At 58.4% G+C, this 20,029-nt stretch carries 11 protein-coding genes and 1 tRNA gene; 7 read left to right on the top strand and 5 right to left on the bottom strand.

The features are described 5' to 3' along the window. The first annotated feature begins 65 nt into the window (after positions 1–65). From J3U88_RS27030 to J3U88_RS27015, 4 genes are read left to right on the top strand one after another with little or no spacing between them, the layout of a single operon-like run. Positions 66–2,930 (top strand): Eco57I restriction-modification methylase domain-containing protein, encoded by a 2,865-nt coding sequence (locus J3U88_RS27030; protein ID WP_207862129.1) that lies wholly within the window; start codon positions 66–68, stop codon positions 2,928–2,930. Between the two features lie 56 nt (positions 2,931–2,986). Then, entirely contained in the window at positions 2,987–3,259 is a 273-nt protein-coding gene (locus tag J3U88_RS27025) for a MoaD/ThiS family protein (protein ID WP_207862128.1), read from the top strand. An 18-nt stretch (positions 3,260–3,277) separates the two neighbouring features. Beyond that, complete coding sequence (locus tag J3U88_RS27020; protein ID WP_207862127.1) at positions 3,278–4,366, top strand: WD40/YVTN/BNR-like repeat-containing protein; 1,089 nt, start codon at positions 3,278–3,280, stop codon at positions 4,364–4,366. Between the two features lie 8 nt (positions 4,367–4,374). Further along, entirely contained in the window at positions 4,375–5,532 is a 1,158-nt protein-coding gene (locus J3U88_RS27015) for a BtrH N-terminal domain-containing protein (protein WP_207862126.1), read from the top strand. A gap of 15 nt (positions 5,533–5,547) precedes the next feature. Here J3U88_RS27015 and J3U88_RS27010 read toward each other — a convergent pair whose 3' ends face one another. Genes J3U88_RS27010 through J3U88_RS27000 form a run of 3 tightly spaced genes read right to left on the bottom strand, consistent with a single transcriptional unit; the run spans position 5,548 to position 8,734 of the window. Next, a complete protein-coding gene (locus J3U88_RS27010) occupies positions 5,548–6,390 on the bottom strand; it encodes a DUF4198 domain-containing protein (protein WP_207862125.1) in 843 nt (280 codons plus the stop codon). Positions 6,391–6,445: 55 nt separating this feature from the next. Next, the gene (locus J3U88_RS27005) at positions 6,446–7,210 is read right to left on the bottom strand and encodes a hypothetical protein (RefSeq protein ID WP_207862124.1); all 765 of its coding nucleotides are present in this window, start codon (positions 7,208–7,210) and stop codon (positions 6,446–6,448) included. Between the two features lie 9 nt (positions 7,211–7,219). After that, positions 7,220–8,734 (bottom strand): DUF4331 domain-containing protein, encoded by a 1,515-nt coding sequence (locus J3U88_RS27000; protein WP_207862123.1) that lies wholly within the window; start codon positions 8,732–8,734, stop codon positions 7,220–7,222. A 475-nt stretch (positions 8,735–9,209) separates the two neighbouring features. Between J3U88_RS27000 and J3U88_RS26995 the strand changes: the two genes are divergently transcribed. The 3 genes from J3U88_RS26995 (at position 9,210) to J3U88_RS26985 (ending at position 14,550) form a co-directional block, all read left to right on the top strand. After that, positions 9,210–9,283, top strand: a tRNA-Met gene (locus J3U88_RS26995). 581 nt (positions 9,284–9,864) lie between these two features. Beyond that, positions 9,865–11,001, top strand: coding sequence for a Glu/Leu/Phe/Val dehydrogenase (locus J3U88_RS26990; RefSeq protein WP_207862122.1), 1,137 nt, complete (start codon positions 9,865–9,867; stop codon positions 10,999–11,001). A 297-nt stretch (positions 11,002–11,298) separates the two neighbouring features. Beyond that, positions 11,299–14,550 carry a helix-turn-helix domain-containing protein gene (locus J3U88_RS26985; protein WP_207862121.1) on the top strand — a complete coding sequence of 1,084 codons (3,252 nt, stop codon included), beginning with the start codon at positions 11,299–11,301 and terminating at the stop codon, positions 14,548–14,550. Positions 14,551–15,285: 735 nt separating this feature from the next. Here the strand turns inward: J3U88_RS26985 and J3U88_RS26980 are convergent. Together J3U88_RS26980 and J3U88_RS26975 are read right to left on the bottom strand one after the other, a co-directional pair. Beyond that, positions 15,286–18,591: a ligand-binding sensor domain-containing protein gene (locus J3U88_RS26980; protein WP_207862120.1), complete on the bottom strand. Its 3,306-nt coding sequence runs from the start codon at positions 18,589–18,591 to the stop codon at positions 15,286–15,288. A gap of 97 nt (positions 18,592–18,688) precedes the next feature. Then, positions 18,689–19,999, bottom strand: coding sequence for a transporter (locus tag J3U88_RS26975; RefSeq protein ID WP_207862119.1), 1,311 nt, complete (start codon positions 19,997–19,999; stop codon positions 18,689–18,691). Positions 20,000–20,029: the final 30 nt, after the last annotated feature.

Here is a 20,029-nt window from a genome sequence, read left to right as displayed (position 1 = left end):
TTTGGGCCGCTTTTCTGCCGATACACCTCGGTATTGGGCGTTGATCGTTGGAGGGGGAAGCGGACATGGACATGATGCACGCCGAAACGCTCGTGCAACACCTGCTCATAAACCCCTTTAACCGGGATCGTTACCAGGCTTTTTTGGCGCGCCTTTTTGGTGAGCCGGCCGCGCCGGCCGTCCCGCCCAGGGCTTCCCTTGACCCACCCATCGTGGCTTACGCGCCCATGGGTGTCTATACCGATCCCCACGGGACAAACATCGGGCTTTTTTGGGTTGAAGTCGAAACCCTTGCCGCGTTATCTCAGTCCCGGGCCGAATTGCGTCGCTCCGTCGCTCTGCTTTTGGCCGACGACCGCGCCGTGCGCCACGCCTTGGTCGCTGTTTCCGCGCGGGAGGACGGCGGTGCCGCTTGGCAACTCTCTTGGTTTGCCGCGATCACCGATTCGGCAGTTACCGACACCACAACGGCACCGCTTCGACGCGTTTCCTTTCCCGCCGGACCGGCTGAGGTGGTCCGATTCGGTTTGAATCAGCTAGGTGGTTTGTGTTGCGGCGATGTTGGCAAACCCTCCCTGCTTGCGCTTGACAACGCTTTTCGAACCAGGGATCTGGCCGAAGCCTTTTCCGGCGAATACCAAAGGTTTTATCGCGTGATTAAGGCGCGGATGGAGTCCCCTGTTTCCGAGCCCGGCTTCGACGAGTCCGCGGCCGCCAAAAAGTGTTTGGCTCGGTTGGTTTTTCGCTATTTCCTCCAACGCACCGGCCGTGCCGCGGAATCCCTCGCCGATGAGGTTCCCAGGCTACCCGAGTCCTTTTTCAGCAACGAGCGAATCACGGCCGAGGGCGAGCGCGGGTCCGGCTTCTTTGACGTGTTGGCGCGTTTTCCTTTTTCGCCCCAAGAAGACCGGCCTTTTGATGAAACCGTGGCCGTCAATCCCGAAATGCTGGGCAACCTATTTGAGCAGATGTTGGGTTCCCATGAACGAACATCCAAGGGGACTTTTTATACCCCGCGGGAAACCGTGCAATTCATGTGTCGCGAAGCCTTGATCCATTATTTGAACCAGATGCTAAGCAAGGATCCCGCCCATGGGGTCTCCGAGGAAATGGTGCGGGCGTTCGTCTACCGTGACCAAGAATCGCACCCTTGCTTGGATGAGGCTGCCTTGGTGAGCTTGGCGCCGTTCCTCGACCAACAACTCGCCGATGTTCGGGTCTGTGATCCCGCCGTCGGGTCTGGCGCGTTTTTGCTCGGCATGTTGCACGAATTGGTGCAAACGCGCCGGCTTTTGAGGGGTTATCTGCCCGAGACACAACGCCGTTCGGTGTGCCGCCTCAAAGAACACGCGATACGATGCTGCCTCCATGGCGTTGATATCGATGCCGGCGCGATTGACATCGCCGCGCTCCGCCTTGAATTAGCCCTGGCCGTGGATGCGGACTCAGCCGAAACGGCAACCTTTCCCCGCGCGAACGGCCTGCTCAAAACCGGCAATGCCTTGCTGGATCACGATCCCGAGGGCGCCGCCTTTGCTTGGCGCCGCGATTTTGCCGAGGTGTTCGCGGCAGGCGGCTTCGACATCCTCATCGGCAATCCTCCCTACCTTGATTCCGAAAATATGGCGCGTATGAACATGAACGCCATGCGGGCGCGCATCAAAAAAGCGATGAACTTCACGCGCGGCAACTGGGATCTGTACATCGCTTTTTTTGAGCGTGGCTTATCCCTCATCGCCGACCACGGCGTTCTGTGTCTGATCACGCCCGACAAATGGTTGTCCAAACCCTTCGGGACCGCCTTACGCGAACATATTCACGATAAGTTGGTTTTTTTGGTGGAGGTCGGTCGCGATGTGTTCGAAACGGCCAAGGTCGACGCCGTTATCACCGCTTTACAACCCAAACCCCGCGAGCGCTTTACCTTGGGTCGTTTGCACGCCGGGCGCCATGAACCGATCCGCCAATATCGCGGCGCGTCCCTCACGGCCCCCTACGCCTTCGACTTCCTGTTCAGCCCCCATCTGGATGCGTTGTGCCGGCTTGAACAACTTGACGGGCGTCTCGGCGATGTCGCCACCTGTGAAAACGCCTGTGCCACCGCGGACGCCTACCAACTCAAAACCATCCTCAAAGACGCCGGCGCCAAAGGCGCGCTACCCGACGGTGCCCTCAAAGTAGTGAACACCGGGACCGCCGGGAAGTTCGCCAACCGCTGGGGCAAAACCCCGATGACCTATCTCAAAGACCGCTACCAGCGGCCCTATGTCACCCGCGCCACCTTTTGCCAAACCTTCAGTGGCGCCTACCAAAAGCGTGCACTGACACCCAAGCTCATCATCAAAGGCCTCACGCTTCTGGATGCGAGCATTGATGAAACCGGTGGACTGGTTCCCGGAAAATCCACGCTGGTGATTCACGCGCCCTACCTGCACTTTTTGCATTTGGTCGTTAACGCGGAACTGACCTTTTTCTATATAAAAGAGAAGTACCGCGGATCGAGCTACAACCAGGGCGTCAACTTCACCAAACACATGTTGAACAACTTGCCGCTGCCGCGGGAATCGCGACTGGCTGCTTCACCCTACGCCAAAATCTTGTCCGACTACCTGGTCATCCTTCATCAAGAAACCCGGCTTGCCGATGCCGTGCGCGCGTTTTTTGTCGGCTTGGTGAATGGGTTGATTTACGAGCTCTACGTCCCGCGCGCTTGCGAAGCGGCGGGCATCAAACTCTACGATCATTTGGGCGCGCTTCCCAGCTTTGGACCGGATACCCCGCGAGGCGAACGAATCGCGATGCTCCAACAGGTTTACCACCGCTTTCAAAACCCGGATCATCCCCTGTTCAACGGACTCAAACGACTCAATACCATCGCGTTGGTTCGGGTTGTCCGGGGTGCGTTGGGGCGTTCCTTCGTGGCCTTTTGAGGATGAAAAACCATTTTTCAGTGCCCATCGGCGTTCTTATGCGCTAAGCTCGCACCATGGCTCAGGTAGCATTCACACGCAATTTACAACGGTTTTTTCCCGACTTGGAAGAGACAGAGGTCCCCGCGCAAACGGTCGCGGCGCTGATCCAGGCGCTCGATCAACGCTGGCCCAAACTGTCTTCTTATTTGGTCGACGATCAGGGACGCTTGCGGCGCCACGTCAACATCTTCGTTGACGAGGTCATCATCCGCGACCGCGAGACCCTGAGCGACACCCTGCACGCCGACGCCAAGGTGTTTATCGTGCAAGCGCTTTCCGGGGGATAAACCACGGGGGAGGGACCCATGGCCGGAAGACACCTTTTGGTAGGAACCCGCAAGGGTTTGCTGCAATTCATCTTACGGGACGGCGCTTGGTATTTTGATTGGCTTGCTTTTGAAGGCATTCAGGTGCCTTACGCATGTTTTGACGCGCGCTCACAAACCATTTGGGCCTCGGTTGATCACGGCCATTGGGGCCAAAAACTCCACCGCTCCAAGGATTTCGGGAAAACCTGGCAGGAAATCGAGGTGCCTAAATACCCGGAGGACGCCCGTCTCAAGGAAGACAAACCGGCCGCGCTTGATCTGATCTGGGTGATCGAACCCGGTGGGGTAGACGAACCGGAACGGCTTTACCTGGGTACCAATCCCGGGGGGTTGTTTGTCAGCGACGACGGGGGCGATACCTTCACCATGAATGCGCCCTTGTGGAACGACCCCAGTCGAGAGCCCTTCTGGTTTGGCGCGGGCAAAGACAGTCCCGGCATTTGTAGTATCCTGGTTAACCCGAAAAACGCGAAACATTTAACGATTGCGGTGTCCGTCGGTGGCGTGTACGCCAGTTTCGACGGGGGGCTGTCCTGGGAAGGACGCAACCGCGGGATTAGCTCTGAGTTCTTGCCCGATCCCAACTCGGAATTCGGTCATGATCCCCACTTCATGACCCATTGCCCCGCCCAACCCGAGGTCCTTTGGCAGCAAAACCATGTTGGCATCTACCGTTCAACCGATGCCGGAAAAAATTGGCAGGACATCTCCGAAAAAGAAGGGCCGGCCCGTTTTGGGTGGCCGATTTGTGCCTGTGAAACCAATCCCGAGGTCGCCTGGGTCGTGCCGGCTCAGAGTGATATGTCGCGCGTTGCCGTCGGTGGTGCGCTTTGTGTCTCGCGCACCGAGGATGGCGGCAAAAGTTGGCAACACTTTCGCCAGGGCTTACCGCAAACCCACTGCTACGACATTGTTTACCGCCATGCCTTCGACAACGATGTCGAACACCTGGCTTTCGGTTCAACCACCGGTAACCTTTTTGCTTCCGGTGATGGTGGCGAGTGCTGGTCCACGCTTGGCAATTATTTTCCGCCGGTATATTCGGTACGCTTTTACCAAACCTGAGGTGAACCATGCCTGTTTTTGACGGTTACCCCGCGTTGCCTGGTGTTTCCGATTCTTTTCGCGGTTTCACCAATCTTGCCGCCGCGAGCGGTTTGGTTGATCCCCGCACGCGCAAACCCCTGAGTGAGGCGATGGTGCTCGGTATCTCCGGCGGGCTTGGTTGCGGCTATATCTTGTGGGAATTCAAGGCTTACCAGTCGGCGATCCTCACCTTGGGTTTTTCGTATCGCTGGAACTACGGCAAAGAGGTGTTGCTCCAGACCGCCGAGCGGATCGGCATGGTACCAGGCGTTCATGAAACCGGCGGCAAAAAATCGGCGGCGAACAAACTGGCCGAGCTTGCCGGCCAGGGCATCCCGGCCCTGGCTTTTGTCGACCCTTACTTTATGCCCCATCGTGGCGTGCCCGATCACCGCGAGGGCTGCGGCGGCGTGCGCATTGTGATTTGCGGCCGAGAAGGGGATGATTGGCTGGTTCAAGACGGCGGGATTTTTCGCGTGTCCGATCAGGCGTTGGTGGATGCCCGCGCCCGTGTCGGCAGTTACAAACATTTTTTGATGTGGTTTCCGGCCGCCGGGGAACCCTTCGATTTGCGTGACGCCGTGCTGGCGGGTATTCACGATCACCTCACCTATCTCAAGGCGCCCTCCACATCTTTTGGGATCCCGGCACTGGTTAAGTGGGCCAAATTGATGACGGGGACCAAGGACAAAAAAAGTTGGCGCACCGTGTTTCGCGATGGAAACGGTTTATACAGCGCGCTAACTTCCTTGTACAGCGGGGTTGAGGGTGAAACGGGCGGCGCCTTGCGCGGTCTGTACGCCGATTTTCTAACCGAGGCGGCCGAAACCGAACCGGCCTTGGCATCCGCCGCGGCCCGGTACCGCGAAGCGCAAACCTGCTGGCGCCGATTGGCCGAACATGCGGTTGCGGCCTTGCCCGAGACAGGTCGCGCGGTGGATCAGCGCTTTGCAGCCCTGGCCGCGGCCGATCACGATGCCTTGGCGGAAGCGAATCGTGTGGTGGAAGACCTGCGCCGCCGTTTTGACCCCGATTTCAGAGAACCGGCCGGCTTGTTTGAACAGCTCCAACAGGATTTGCAAGCGGTTGTTGCCGCGGAAATCACGGCACGCGATCACCTCTCCCACATCATCGAGACCCTGTAAGCGCCTTTTGCCCGCTTATTTCGACGCGGTGGTCGCGGACGGCGCCGCGCCCGCGGCATTGGAAAAGGTGGTCGAAGCCCAGTAACTGCGCCACTCGGCTTCTTTCGGATTTTTATGGGGGACCATGTGGACCGCCTTCAACATCCACGCACCCTGGTGGTCAACCGTGACCGTGATGCGACCCCGTTCGTCGGTGTGCATGATGAGCGGTTCGCGTTCCGGGGTGCGGCGATAAAGCACAATGCGCTGATTGGGTAGGGGGCGTCCTTCGAAGGTCAACTTAAAATCCAGCCGCTCGCCGAGTTGGGCCTGAAATGGATTGCTTTGCGGGGTGATTTCCAGCGGGTGCCCGGCCACCATCTGTTGGATTGAGACGGCATCCACCGCGCCAACCGCCACAAGGGCTTTGGCACAACGCGAGAAGAATTCGCGGCCAGGTTTGTTTTGGGTCGCCTGTTCGCGTCGGTGGTCGCGGATTGCGGTTAAATGTTCTTCCTCCAAATAGGTTTCAAACTTGGTCGCGGGTAGCTGCAGAAATTTAGCTTTGCCCGCGTAGGCGATTAAGCAGGGGCCGGTTGCTTCCACGCGGCCGACGGCGGCCAAGCCCAACATCCCCGCCGCCTTGACCGGTCGTAGACCTTTTTCGTCGCGTAACCAGAATTGATCTACTAGTTTAGGCGATGGGATGATGGCCTCGCCGCGAAAGTGATCGCCGAGAAAGGCTTGGATTTTGACCGGGCCGGGTTGGTTGAGGGTCGCCTCGTGCGGGCTTAGCCAAAAGTCGTGGCCGAGAAGTGACGAAAAGGTGGCGAGTGTCCAGCAGCTGAACAGCAGGGAAAAGAGACGGGTGCGAAACATGGGAAATCCTTGAAAAAGATAGCGGGCCGTCCGGCGACCGGCCCGCGGCTGGGGGTTAAGGTGAGAGGTTAAAACCCGTGGTGGGAATGCCTGAAGTGACGGTGCCGTTAAAAGCCAAACCTTGAACAACCACCGGGGTGCTGCACAAGGCGTTGATCGAGCCCAGCTCACTGTTTAAGGTGGTCGCGTACCCGGGGAACAGCGTGTCGACCACGCCGAGCCATTTGGCGTGGGCCGGGATCGAGGCCGTGGTGGTTCCGAGCTGGGTGCCGTCGTTGCCAACCAGCGTGAAGGTACATTCGCAGCTTTGGCCTGGGTCGGTGTTGGTGATGCCGAAACCACGCGGCTCCGATGCCGGGGTGTTGACTTTGAAGATCCTGGCCGGGGCGGAGAGGGCCACGCCGACCTTGGAGACGGCCGTGCCTGCTTCAAATCGGGTGAAGCTCGCTTCGACCGCCAAGAGCGTTGTTTCCTCGTTGCTTTGGTTCAGCGCGTCGACGCGGGCTTGAACGCTGCGATTATCGCCGCCGGTCACGCTTTGCAACTGAACCAGGGCCGCCGTTTGCGGGGCCAGGGTCACTTCCCAGCGCCGCACCGCATTTTGTTGACCGGCCGCATCCGTCAGGGTCACCGCCGCTTCACCGCCGTCTGAGGCGAAGAAGTTAAGGGTGACGGACAGTGTTTCGTCGAAGGAATCGTTGCGAACCAGAATGTCGGATTTGAAATCGTCGTTTGCCGAGAGGTGGGCGATCCATTGGGGTGCGGCCGAAAGCGACACACACCCGGCCGCCAAACACAGTAGGCTAAACAGTATTTTCACGGGGTCCTCCTAAAAATCAGAACCGTTAACAGGTGGGTTGAGGTAGGGGAAACGGTCCTGGAACATGGTGGCGTCAATGGCGGCGCCGTCGGTAAACGGCAGGCTGCCGGTTGGCGCAACCTCGGCATCCAGCAACACGCCCATCACCACGCGCAGTGCGGCGTCGACCACATCGTCACCGGGTCGGCGTCCGTTGGGGAACCCGGCATTGTCGCCGGCCAAAACGCCCAAGGTGTTTTGTTCGGCGCGCGGGGTTGGTGCTATGCCCGTGTTGAGTCGCAGCATTTCGGCGGCGGTGCCGTTGGCCGGCTGGTTGAGGCCGGGAATGCCGGTTAGGAATACCTGGATCAGATCCTCGCGGGGGAAGAGGTTGGGGGCGACCGCGCCGGCGTCGGAAAACAGTACCTCGATGAGCTCGGGGAACACCGGATTGGTTACGTAACCCGCGAATTGACCGTCGTCCTTGGGTTCGCTGAAGTTGAACTTGTTTTTGTCGGGTAGCCCGATGACCACCTCATTCACCAAAGGCATGCCCAGGCGCGAAACTTGATGCCAGGCACCAAATTCAACGTCGGGGTTGTCGAATGAGGTCGTGCCTTCGCTGCTGTTGCGTTCGAATGGGTTGGTCACCGGGACCGCCTCGGCCAACAACACCCGGTTTTGGCGTTTGCTCGCGGTGGTCCAGGCGCCGATCACCGGCTCGCCTTGCTGGGTCAGAAAGGAGATGGGGATTTCCAGGCACAGCGAGGTGATGTTGACCTGTTGCAGCGCTGAGGAGGCCGCGTCGACAGCACCGAGCGGGTTGAGGTTGAGCAGGTCAAAACCTTTGCCGATGTTGAACACGAACCCTTCCTGGCGCTGGCCGACGAACACCCGGCCGCTGTCGCCGTTGGGCAGGGTGATGGTGTGGATGTGGCTGTCCGCGTAACCCGCGTAATCGGGAATCGACTTAACCCCGAAGTTGTCGGCCGGTTTGCTGAAGGTCGTCGCCCCGTCCGCGTTAGTTATCGCGGTGCGGGTGCCGGTGCGGCGGTCGCCGCTGATGAGGTCCAGCGTATAGGATTCCTGAACCTGAAGGACGCCGCTGTTGGGATTATTCGCCGCGCTGAGTGCGCCGATTTGTACCAAGGGAATCGCCATATTCATGACGTTTTCACCGTCGCCGACCGGGAGCGTGAAGTTTTCGGCGAGGTTGTTGGCGAAGTTGAACTGGAAGGTGAGGTCCTCGATGCCGTCGCCGTTGGTATCGATGTGAATTTCGTAAACGGCGTCCTCGTCGAGTAAGAAGTAGTTGGGACCGCCGTAGGGTAGTTGGAGCGGATTGTAGTTGGCGATGAGGGTGATGGTGTCCTCGCGGCCGGACTCATAGCTTCGGAACATATAAAAGTCGGTGCCGTCGGTTTTGGGGATTTCAAGGGTGTGTGGGGCTTCGCGGTGGCTGGAAGCAGAAAGGATGGGCAAGAGCAGTAGGAATCCGGTCAGGGTCCACGTGGACACAGCGATCCCTTTTCTTGGGAATGACATAACGTCTCCTTCAAGACAAAGATGGGTCGGGTTCGGTACACGCGTTTAGCGAACCCGCGATTTGATAGGGTTAAGTGAAGCTTCAATATCCCTTTCGTCCAGGACGAAAAAAGAGATGCGAGAAATTGAATCTAGAATTGTTTGATCCGGTGAAGATGTATGTAAATTGCTTTGAAAATTAAATTTAGGGAAGTTGAGTTTTTGTGGGCAGCCCGTGTTTGGTGATGTTGATCACCTGGGCTGCGTGGTGGATCGGCGTTCGATTTGGTCAGTCACGCGATGGGGTGCGGCCTTGCTGAACCGGATGCGCGACGAGCGCCGCGGCGCGGGAACAAAACCCTCCGAAACGGCCGGTTTGGGGTGGAAAAAACGGTGGTTTTTGAAGTCAAGTGGTTGGGGACAATGAGGTTGATTGGTGTTTGTGAAAAAAGTGCTTGACCTTTGCGAGAGATCGGTTAGTATAGGCAAGCCTTTTGGCGATGTAGCTCAGATGGTTAGAGCACACGGCTCATATCCGTGGTGTCGGGGGTTCGATTCCCTCCATCGCCATCTGAAAAAGCCCGAAACGTTTTACAGCGTTTCGGGCTTTTTCTATTTCCAGGATGCGGGATGGGTTGTGGCTGTCCCGCTGCATATCGAGGCCGGGTGCAGCCTTTGATCGCGAGGGCGTAATTGGGCGGTTTGCCCGCGACGGCGCTCCATCGCGACGCCGTGGTTCCGTGCCGGGAAACCCCGACCATTTCCCGCGTGGGAAGCGGGGATCGAGGGCCGGCCAACCCATGCGCTTCCGCGCCTGAATTTTCTGGTGATCCTTGCCGCGCGGTGCCTTGCTTTTTGGGGCCGGCTGTGACACCTTGGGGGTCGGCAAAATCCCATCGTTTCGATGGAATTCCGCATATGCACTGTTTTTGAGCCGGCACCAACGGTCTCAGGCGCGACACCTGTTAGACCGCATCACGTACCAGGGATTTCCGCGTAGCGGCAGAACGCCTGGAGAGATGTGTCGGCGAGACCCGAGCAGAGATGGGATTTGCGATGCCACATTGTTTTGTTTCCAAAGGACGCACGAATAAGGGGAGCGCCGTGTTCGGCGGTTGATGTTTGTGTGTCTCCGCTGGGAAGGAGTACTCATGTTTGATGAAACGAAAGTCAACCGACTAAGCATCCCGCAATGGGAGGCTGTTTACCGCGCCGAAATCCGGCCGGGCGTGGTTTCCATTATTGCTGTGCACGATACCTCGCGTGGCTGGGCCCTGGGGGGTTGCCGCATGGCTTGGTACGACAACGAGGCGACGGCTTTAACCGACGCCTTGCGCTTGAGTCGCGGCATGACCTTTAAAAACGCCGTGGCTGAACTGCCGCTCGGTGGGGGGAAATCCGTGATCATCTGCGATCCCAAGGTCGCCGGCGAGGAACGCCAAACGATTTTGCAGGAGTTCGGGAAATTCGTTGCCTGGGTTAACCGCGAACGCGATGTGTACTACACGGCCGAGGACATGAACACCACCGTGCCCGACATGCACATTGTTCACGCGCACACCAAAAACATCTTCGGGATCGTTGTGGATCCTTCACCTTGGACCGCCTGGGGCGTGTTCAGCAGCATCGAATTCGCCGTCGATTACTTTGCCCACGACCTTTTCGAAGGGAAGCGGGGGCTTGAGGGCAAGAAGGTCTTGGTTCAAGGGTTGGGCAAAGTGGGCACCTCTTTGTTGGGTTACCTCAATGGTGCCGGTGCATCCTTGGTGATTTGCGACATCCGCCGGGAAAACATCGAACGTGCCTTGGCCAAATACCCCGAGGCCGAGGTGGTTGATCCCAATAACTGGCGCGACGCCAAAGTGGATGTGTTTGCGCCTTGCGCCGGCGGTGAAGTGGTGACCAAGGGCGAATTGGACAACATCAACTACAAAATCATCTGCGGTGCCGCCAACAACCAGTTGCAAAACTCCAAGGTTGGCAAAGCCCTGCACCGCCGCGGCGTGGTTTATTGCCCGGACTACATCACCAACATGGGTGGTGTTTGTTCCATCCAGTACCTCGAAATCGAAAAACTGTCCGAGGAGCAGACCCGAGCCAAGATCGCGCGTACCGTGCGCAAAATGATGGGCCTGACCTTCCGCACCGCGTTCCGCAACAACTTGTCGTTCAACAAAGCGGTTGACCATGCGGTCAAAAAAATCATTTGGGGACCACAGGAAACCAATCTGGACTTCTCAAACCGAGAACTGTTCCCGCTGACCTTCTCCACCGAGCCGCTTGACTAGATGCGGCATTGAGGCGCGTGGGCGGTCTCGTTCGCGCGCCTTTTGTAATCTTTGTTTGTATTGTAAGTAGCTGATAATAAGTGTTTTTGTTGTCTTGTGTAAAAACTTGATATCTGCTGAAAAACGTTCTTGAATCGCGGTATAATGCAGAGCGTCGACCACCTATGCCATGGTTTTTAACCGCCTCACGGCAAGCCTTGATCGGGTTTGGGTTGGTTCGCGACGACCGGTTGACCCTCGACCGACCGGCGAAACCCCCAACCATTATTCACCGATCCAGGGTCCACGATGGCGCGTTTGTTTTTTACCCACCTTTTCAAGACGTTGCTCCTCTTTTTTGCCGTTGGCGGCGCGGGCGGGATCGGTCAGGCCCAGCGCATGGAGACGCCGGCGCCCCTCGCCGAGGTGGCGATTCGTGATCTCCATGAAGACCGTTACGGGTTTTGGTGGTTGGCGACGCCCGACGGCTTGCAACGGTTCGAAGGGTACCGGCGGGTGTCCGTGGCGGGTGCGCTCGGTCCGCGCCGGTTCGCGGCGCTGGGTGATGATGATTTTCTGTTGGTCGGCCAAGGCGGGGCTTGGGTTTTTTCTCAGGCCGGCCAAGCGCTCCAAACGGTGAACCAAAACGACGGGGGCGAGGACAAACTACCCGCGGACATTGGGGTTTGCCTGGGTGACGGTCGCGGGCGGGTGTGGTTCGCCGGCGCCGATAGTGATCGGTTAATTCAATACGACCACCCGCGTGGAACCCTGCGGTTCTTTAAGGTACAAGGTGACGATTCGGCGACAGTTTCTTGGCGAAGCGTTTACGCGATGACCCTGCATGGCGAAGCCGGCTTGTGGCTGGGCACGGATCGCGGGCTCTTTTACCTTTCTTTCGCCACGGATCGTTTGGTCGCCGTGAAACCGGGGGTTTCCCTGCCGCACGGCTACCAGGCCGTCCTCAAAATTACCGCGGGAAGGCCCGTTTCCCATCTTCGTTTTCTGCCTGAAGGCGGCCTTTTGGCGGCCACCTCGGAACAGTTACTTTTGGTGAGCCCCGGCATGGAATCGCCGGTTATCCTTGCCAATGCGAGCGATTTCCACCAGGATCGGGACGCGTTGGAGCCCGAATCATCGCCTGAGCGCGTCCTTTTCGTGCGCGATACCATGGTGGACGAACAACAACGTCTGTGGCTTGCCGGTGATCGTGGTCTGTGGATGCTGCCCTCGTTGGTACCCGAACCCGGTTTGTCGTTGCCGCCGAAACGGTGGCGTTCCGGGCCTTTCCGATCCTTTTTCGAGGATCGGCTCGGGACACGTTGGGTGGTCGGCGCGGAACGCGGCGTGCTGCGTATCACGGATCGCCAAGAACTCGGTAAGGTCGCCCCACCGGTGTTGGTCACCGCGCTTCAGCTTAACTACCAACCGGTTGCGGTAGCGCCGGATCGGCCGGAGGCCTTGTTGCGACAGCCACCTTTTCGACAGACCGAGATCAGCGTGCCCTATGACCAAAACCATGTGGGGCTCAGTTTTACCGGCCTCGATTTCTCTCGCCTGCAAGACATCCGTTACCGCTTTAAAATGGAAGGGCTAACCCCGGACTGGGTGGAACTGGAAGCGGGGCGGCGTCAGTTGCTGTTCGCCGATCTGGCGCCGGGCGCATACCGGTTGCGTTTGCAGGCGGCCGATGCGGCGGGTCGCTGGATGGACGGCGGCCACGCATTCGAAGTTCAGGTGAACCAACCTTGGTTTGCCTCGCCTTGGGCGGTGGTTGGTTATGCCGGTAGCGGCTTGATGTTGCTGCTGGTTTTTTCGGTGTTGTTTTACCGTCGCGACCGGCGCCTGCGGCAAGACGCCCGCCATGATCGCGGCGAACTGCAAAAACAAAAACAGAGTATGGAAAAAGAACGCAAGGCATTGCGTGCGTTGGAGCACCGTGTCAAAGATTTGCAACAGCGCTTGGAAAAGAAGCAGGACGAGCTGCAGGAGACCCGTCGCCGCGAACAAGCGGCCGAGGCCCGTGGCGAGCAGTTCCTGCTCCAGGTGAACCACCAACTGCGCGACGCTTTCGCCATGACCCTCGACGGCCTGGCCCAAATCCGCCGCGGCGGGGTTGATCTCCCCCAACAACTGGAGCCTGCATTTACCGATGTGGAGCAAGGGGTCGCCGAGGCTTGGCGCCGTGTCGACTTGTTGTTGGACCGCGGTGGTCAGACGCCGTTACCGCCCGCGATTCACGAACCCTTCGATTTGGGGCGTTTGCTCGACGATTTTAGGCGTGTTTTTCGTGCCCGTTGTGAACGGCTCGGCATTCAGTTTTCCGCCGCCTTGCCGCGGGATCGGCAGGTCGTGGTTGGTGATGCCGAATTGCTGCGGCGTGTGCTGCACCAATTACTCGACTTTGCCACGCGACATGAACAAACCGCCGCCGTTGATTTGGAGGCCGAGGGCGCGCCGCTCCGGCTGCAAATCGCCGTGTCTTTACCGGATGGTGATGGGACCGCTGATGTCTTCGATGCGTTGCTACGCGACCGTGTCGAAACCTTGTGCGACGCCCTCGCCGCGCGGATCACCTGGTTTGAGGGGGAGCAGGGGCCGGTGGCCACGATAGACCTCGCTTTCGAGGCGGCCGAGGCGGGCACCTTGCCCCGTGTGCCGCGCGAGCCGGCGGTACCTCCCGAGCCGACCGCTGTTGCGGGCGCGGCCTCGGACGACGCGGATGCGGCTGAATATGCCGATGATGCGCGACCCTCCGTGCTGGTGGTTGCCGGCAGTCGCGGTTTCCGTCGCTACCTCGCTCACAAGATTAAAGACAGCTACCGCGTGATTGAAGCCGCCGACTACCGCGATGCCTTGGTGGAGATGCGCCGGGTCGTGCCCGACCTGATCCTGTGCGATGCAGGCATGATCTCACTGGGGGGGGACGAGGATTTGGTTGCCCTCAAAAATGCCGATCCGGCCTTGAGCCACATCGCGGTGGTGATGCTTACCGCCACCGCCGGCGAGGCGCACCAAATTAACCAACGGGAGCAAGGCGGGGTAACCTGCCTGATTAAGCCGTTTCAAACGCAAGAATTACTCGATTTGTTGGCCCGTCACTTGGATGCGCGCCGCGAGGCCGTCAAGGCACACCAGCAACAGCTCGGTTTAGGTGGGGATGATGGCGCCGATACGGCCGGCCGAGCCGCATGGCGCGAGGAAGACGCCCGTTTATTGGCGGATATGACCGATTTGATCCACGGGGTGGACGATGAAAATCGACCGTTTCCCGCCGAGGTGATTGCCGAGGCCTTGGATTTAACCCTTGTCCAGTTGGAACGCAAGGTTGAAGCACTGCTCGGCCTGGACCTGCACCTGCTGATTCGCGACGCGCGCTTGAAGTTGGCGTGTGAACTGTTGGCCGAGGACGAGCCGATTATGAACCAGATCGCCTTTCGTTGTGGTTACCGCTCGCTGCGTGACTTTGCCATGGCGTTCCGCGAGGTTTACGGGATGACGCCCACCGAGTTCCTCAATCAAAACCGCTTAGCGGCCGACCGCATGGAAACCGGGGCCCGCGCCGATTAATCGCCGGTGATCGTGGGGAGACCCCTTTTGCCGGCACTTTCAGCGCCTGCATTTTGGGAACCCCAAAAGCATCCTTTTGCCGGCACCTTCAGCGCCTGCATTTTGGGAACCGCGGTGACCCAGGGTAGGCCCCTTTTTCAAAGGGTCCGACCCTTCGCTGCCATAGTTAGTTCTTACAGGACAGCGGGTTGTGGTCCGCCGCCGGCGAACATTCAAAAAAATGGTGGGCCCCGCATGGGGGTGTGTTCGTCCCTTCTGGACGAACCGGAGCAAACCCCGGCCCGTCTTCACCCGCGGTTCCCGCAACCTTCACCCGCAATTGATCCCTGTCTCTGCCCACGGCCCCACCGCGATCTTCATCGGGGGACAGATCCGGCGTGTGCTGAAAGTACACGCACACCGCCATGCGGGGACCATACTTCATTTAAACGTGAGGCGGAGCCGAGCCACTTCCAGCTACCCCAACGGGGTTACCTATGACAGCCTGGGGTAAAGGCGCAGAGCGCCTGCCACCCTAGGACGCCCCGATTCACCGAACCCCAAGTCCTGAAAGGACTGGCGCTGGAACCACACCCAAATCGGAACCGCACCCAAACTCAAAACCACATCCAAATCGGAACCACACCCAAACTCAAAGCCACACCCAAATCGGAACCACACCCAAACTCAAAACCGCACCCAAACCACACCCAAATCGGAACCCCATCCAAACCCAAACCACACCCAAACCCACAACTAAAACGGCAGGATCAGCGTCACCTTGGTGCCGCGGTTTTTGCCGGGGCTTTCGATGGTTAACTCGCCGTGCATCTCGCGCATCGCGTTTACCGATTCGTGTAAACCAAACCCGTGGCGGTCCGTTTTGGTGGTCCAACCGGCGGTGAACACGCGTTCCAGGTTCTCCTGTTCAATGCCGCAGCCGTTGTCCTCTAGGGTAATGCGCAAGGTATCTTCCGTGGCCTGATCAATGGCGATGCGCATTCGCAAAATAGCCGCATCGCCGACTTCCAGGGCGTCAAGGCTGTTGCGGATGACCTGGGACAGCACGTGGAGCAGCTTGATTTTGGGTAAACGCACTTCCGAACGCACGTCAAAATTTTTGTGAATCTCTACGCCCAAACTGCTGACCCGCGCCGATTCGAGGCGCAACGCGTCTTCCACAAGCGCCACCAGGTTCACGTCTTGATGATAGAGGGGTTTGGTGGCGTATTGGTGTTGGACCGCGATGGTGTCCTTCATGCCTTCGACTTTTTCAATCAGCCGTTGAACCGCATGAGCGACCTCGATCCTGTTGTTCTGCAAGCGGGTTTGGAATTGGTGGATGTTGTCGACCAGCTGTTCCGGCGGGGTGGTGTGGGTTTCGCCGTTGGCGATATGGCGACTCTCCCCGGCGAGAAACCCGATTTCGGCGATGTTGTCTTTCATGTTGGCGGTTTGAATGGTTTTGATTTCGTTTTTAACGCTTTCGAGTTGGCCTTTAATCTGGCGCAAAACGCCGGTGGCGATTTCGAAAATACCAGCCTGGTGCGCGGTTTCCAGTAACTTTTGTTTGGCTTGTTCCAGTTCAAAGGTTTTGGTTTCCACCAGATCTTGCAAGCGGTCGTTGCGTTTGTTCATGGTGCTTACCCAATAGCGCTGGGACCCAATCGCGGCCACAACCAGAAGTACGATGATGAGGGTGAGGAACCAGGTAGTGCGCCAGAAGGGGGGGGTGACGGTGAGTTGAAGGCTCAGGCCGGCTTCGTTCCATTTTCCGTGGTTGTTGGCGCCTTTGATGCGCAGGCGGTAGGTGCCGCCGTCGAGGTTGCTGTAGGCGGCATAGTTGCGCGAGCCGCTGTAGATCCACTCACTGTCAAAACCTTCCAGCATATAGGCGTATTGGTTTTTGCGGGGGGCGCTGTAGTCCAAGGCGGCGAATTCAAAGGACAGCATGTTTTGTTTGTAACTCAGTTTGTAGGCGTCCAAGTAGGCCACGTCGCCGGGGATGGGCGCGGGTTCGTCGAAGATGCGGAACGAGGTCAGCACCACGGGCGGTTCGTACTCGTTGTAGCGCAGGTTGGCGGGGTGGAAGACGTTCACACCGTTAATCCCGCCGAAGTAGAGGTTGCCGCCGGGATCCTTGAGCACCGCGCCGCGAAAGAAGTCATTGCTTTGTAAACCGTCGGAGACGTCGAAATGGCGGGTTTCGTGGGCGCCGCTCTCCGGGACGTAGCGGAAGATACCCTGGTTGGTGCTCAGCCAAAGGGCCTTGCTTTCGCCCTCGATGATGGCGTAAACGGTGCCGGAGGGGAGACCCTCGGTGTTGCCGGCGGTGGTAAATAGGGAAGAACCGGGTTCAAAGCGGGTGAGACCGGCGTTGGTTCCGAGCCAAATCACGCCCGCGCCGTCCTCGTAAACGGCGTTGACGACATCGGAATGCAAGGTGTTGGGATTGTGAAGGTTTTGGCGAAAGCGGGTGAAATCACCGCCACGCGGGCTATAGCGAATGAGGCCCGCGCCGTCGGTGCCGAGCCACAGGGTGCCGTCCTTGGTTTCGTGAATGGTGATCACCGCCCGTTGGCGGCGGCTGATCTGTTCCCCGTCTGGGATGGTCCAATGCCAGAAATCGTCGCTTGATGCTTGGTAGCGGCTGAGGCCCTCGCGGGTTCCCAGCCATAGGTCGCCGCCCTTATCGAGCATCAGGCACAGCACAATGTCACTGGCCAAACTTGTGGAGTTCTTCGGGTTGTGGCGGTAGTGTTTGAAGCGATCATAACCCAGGTAACGGTTGAGACCGCCGCTGTAGGTACCCGCCCAAATGCGCCCCTGAAGATCGGCTTGAATGGAGAGGACTTGGTTTTCCGAAAGGCTGTTCGCGCGCTTGGGGTCGTGGTAGTGGAGTTCGGTGCGTTGCTCCCGTTGGTTGTGCTCGATCAAGCCGTACTGGGTGCCGACCCAAAGGGTTTCGTCGCGGCCCAAGTACATCGCCTGGACTTCTTTGGCTTCAATGCTGTTGTCGGTCAGTTCGATCTTGCGAATTTGGGTTGCCTTGAGATCGAGTTTTGAAACGCCCGCGCTGTAGGTGCCAATCCACAGCATGCGGGCACGGTCAATAAACAACGAGATGATGTTGTTGCCGGCAATGGTGTTTTCAAGGCCGGGTGTGCGGCTGTAGTGGGTAAAGTCGCCGGTTGACGAATCGTAGAGGTGGAGGCCGCCGTCTTTGGTGCCGATCCACAGGCCGCTCTCCCGATCAGCCACAATGACATTGATCCAGTCGTCGTGTAAGCTGTTGTTATCATTGGGCTTTTCGTAGAAGTGCAGCCAGGATTGGGTTTCGGGATTAAAGCGGTTGAGGCCGTTGCTGGTGCCGGCCCAGATGAAGCCTTCGCTGTCCTCGGCCAAGGCGCGCACTTGATTGTGGGACAGGCCGCCCGGTCCCGCCGGATAGCGAATAAAGGCCTGGCGTTCGGGATCAAATTGAGCCAAACCGCCGAAGGTGGCCACCCACAGTCGTTTCTGCCGGTCGAACAAAATGCCGCGAACCTCGTTGTGGTTGAGGCTCATGGGATCCTGGGGATCGTGGCGGAACCGTTGGAAGCGGCCGGGTTGGTCGAAGCGCATACGGTTGAGCCCTTCGCGTGTGCCAATCCACAGGCTGTCGTCGCTTTTTGCCAAACACACCGTGTAGTTGTAGCTCAGGGAATCGGGTTCGCCCTGTTGGTTTCGGTAGGTCTCGAAACGGTTTTGTTTGGGGATGTAACGGCTTAGGCCGTTGGCGGTGGCCATCCAAAAATCGTCGTCATTGCCCAGGCATAAATCGCGTATTTGGTTGTCGGCGAGGCTGTTGGGGTTGTTGGGGTCGTGTTTAAAGACCTTGAACGTATGGCCGTCGTAGCGGTTAAGCCCCTCCGTTGTTGCGATCCAGACAAAACCGAGATCGTCCTGAAGTGAGGCCCAGACCGTACTTTGGGAAAGGCCGTCGTTGGAGCCGAGATTGGTGAAAATCGGCGTCGTGTCTGGGTTGAGCAACAGCAGCGTAAGCAGCCAAAGCGGCGTCATGAAGGGTCCTTTGACCCTGGCCCGTTACATCGGAACCATGCCGGAATCCAAGCGTGCGGCGGTGGCTCCGATCACGGGTAGGGTCGGCGCGAGAGGGTTAGAAGTTGTAGCCGAAGCCGGCCGTGGCAACAACGTTCGAGCGCAGGCCCGCGTCGTTAAGCGGTATGAGCAGATTCCCCAGGAGAATCAGTTTGTCGGTGGGTGCCCAGCGTAGGCCGAGAGATGCGTTGAGCGTGTGGTCGTCGCTGCGGTCGGGAATGTTGGACAAACGGACCTGGCGTGGGTTCAGCGCATCGCCGGAGCGGTCGACGATTTCCACGCTGTCGTTGAGCAGGTTAATGGCCTCTAGATCGTTGAGGTCGTAGTCGCCCATGAGTTCCACGGCCCAGGCAAAGCCGTTTCCGACCTCGTAGTTAAAACCGAGCAGCAGTTCGATTTCGTCACTATCCAGGTCGCCCGGGCGTTTTTCGAAGGCGAGGTTAATCAGGTACTGGTAATTGTCGTCACCGCCCGAGAGGACTTGGGCCACGCGGAATTCGTTGGAGCCGGTGCCGAGAAAATCGCTTTCATCGCCGTTGTCAAAGCGGTAGTCAAAAAAGAAACCCAACTGGAAGCGGTCGGCGTTGAATGCGTTGTACTTGGCGCGAACCGAGACATCACCCAAGCCGGCCGCGCTTTCGGAATAGGGGACCTGGCTCTCGAGAATGGGGCGGGTCGGGTCGTCGCCGAAGTGGTGGTTGGCCATGCCCACCGCGGCCAAGGTAAAGCTGTCGACCCTTGCTACCGCCGTGCCGTCCAGGCTGATGTCGATATAGGGTGCCGAAACGCTGATATCCAGGCGGTCGGTTAATCCGTAGCTCGCGTAGAAGGCCAAGATGGTGGCGTCGACATCCATGCCGAGGGCGACGTCAATGGTATCGCTTTCGCTCGGGTTTTCGCCAAGGGTGCCGTCGTTGGTGACATCCACGTGGGTAAAGGTAAAGGTCAAATCTCGGGTATCCAAACCGCGGAATCGATCCATCGTCAGGCGGCTGGTGTTCATCCCCAGGTTGAGGCGTTTTTTGCCCAAGGTGGTGGCGGATTCACCAAAAACCGGGCCGATGGCGCGGCGAATTTTCTCCGGTGCCCCGGACTCGAAACTAAAGGTTACCCCGATGGAGGTATTGCTGTTGGGGAACGAGGACACGTTGTTGGTGATGGCGGTGTTCAGCGAAGGCGTCAGTTGGGAGTTGGCGACAAAGGCGGCTTCTCGGAAGTGGTCGCCGTGTTGGCCGGGGCTTAATTGAAGCCGATTAACCAGAATTTCTTCAAAAACTTGGTCGAAAACGGTGCCGAGCTGTGCGAAAGCGGGCGAAACCCCGAGCAGTGCGGTGACCAACAGCCGGAGCATGGGTTTAAAAGCAATCATGAAACACCTCATCCATAAAAAAAGAACCAA

Source organism: Acanthopleuribacter pedis, assembly GCF_017377855.1.
Taxonomy (GTDB): domain Bacteria; phylum Acidobacteriota; class Holophagae; order Acanthopleuribacterales; family Acanthopleuribacteraceae; genus Acanthopleuribacter; species Acanthopleuribacter pedis.
This window is presented reverse-complemented; position numbering and strand designations above follow the sequence as displayed.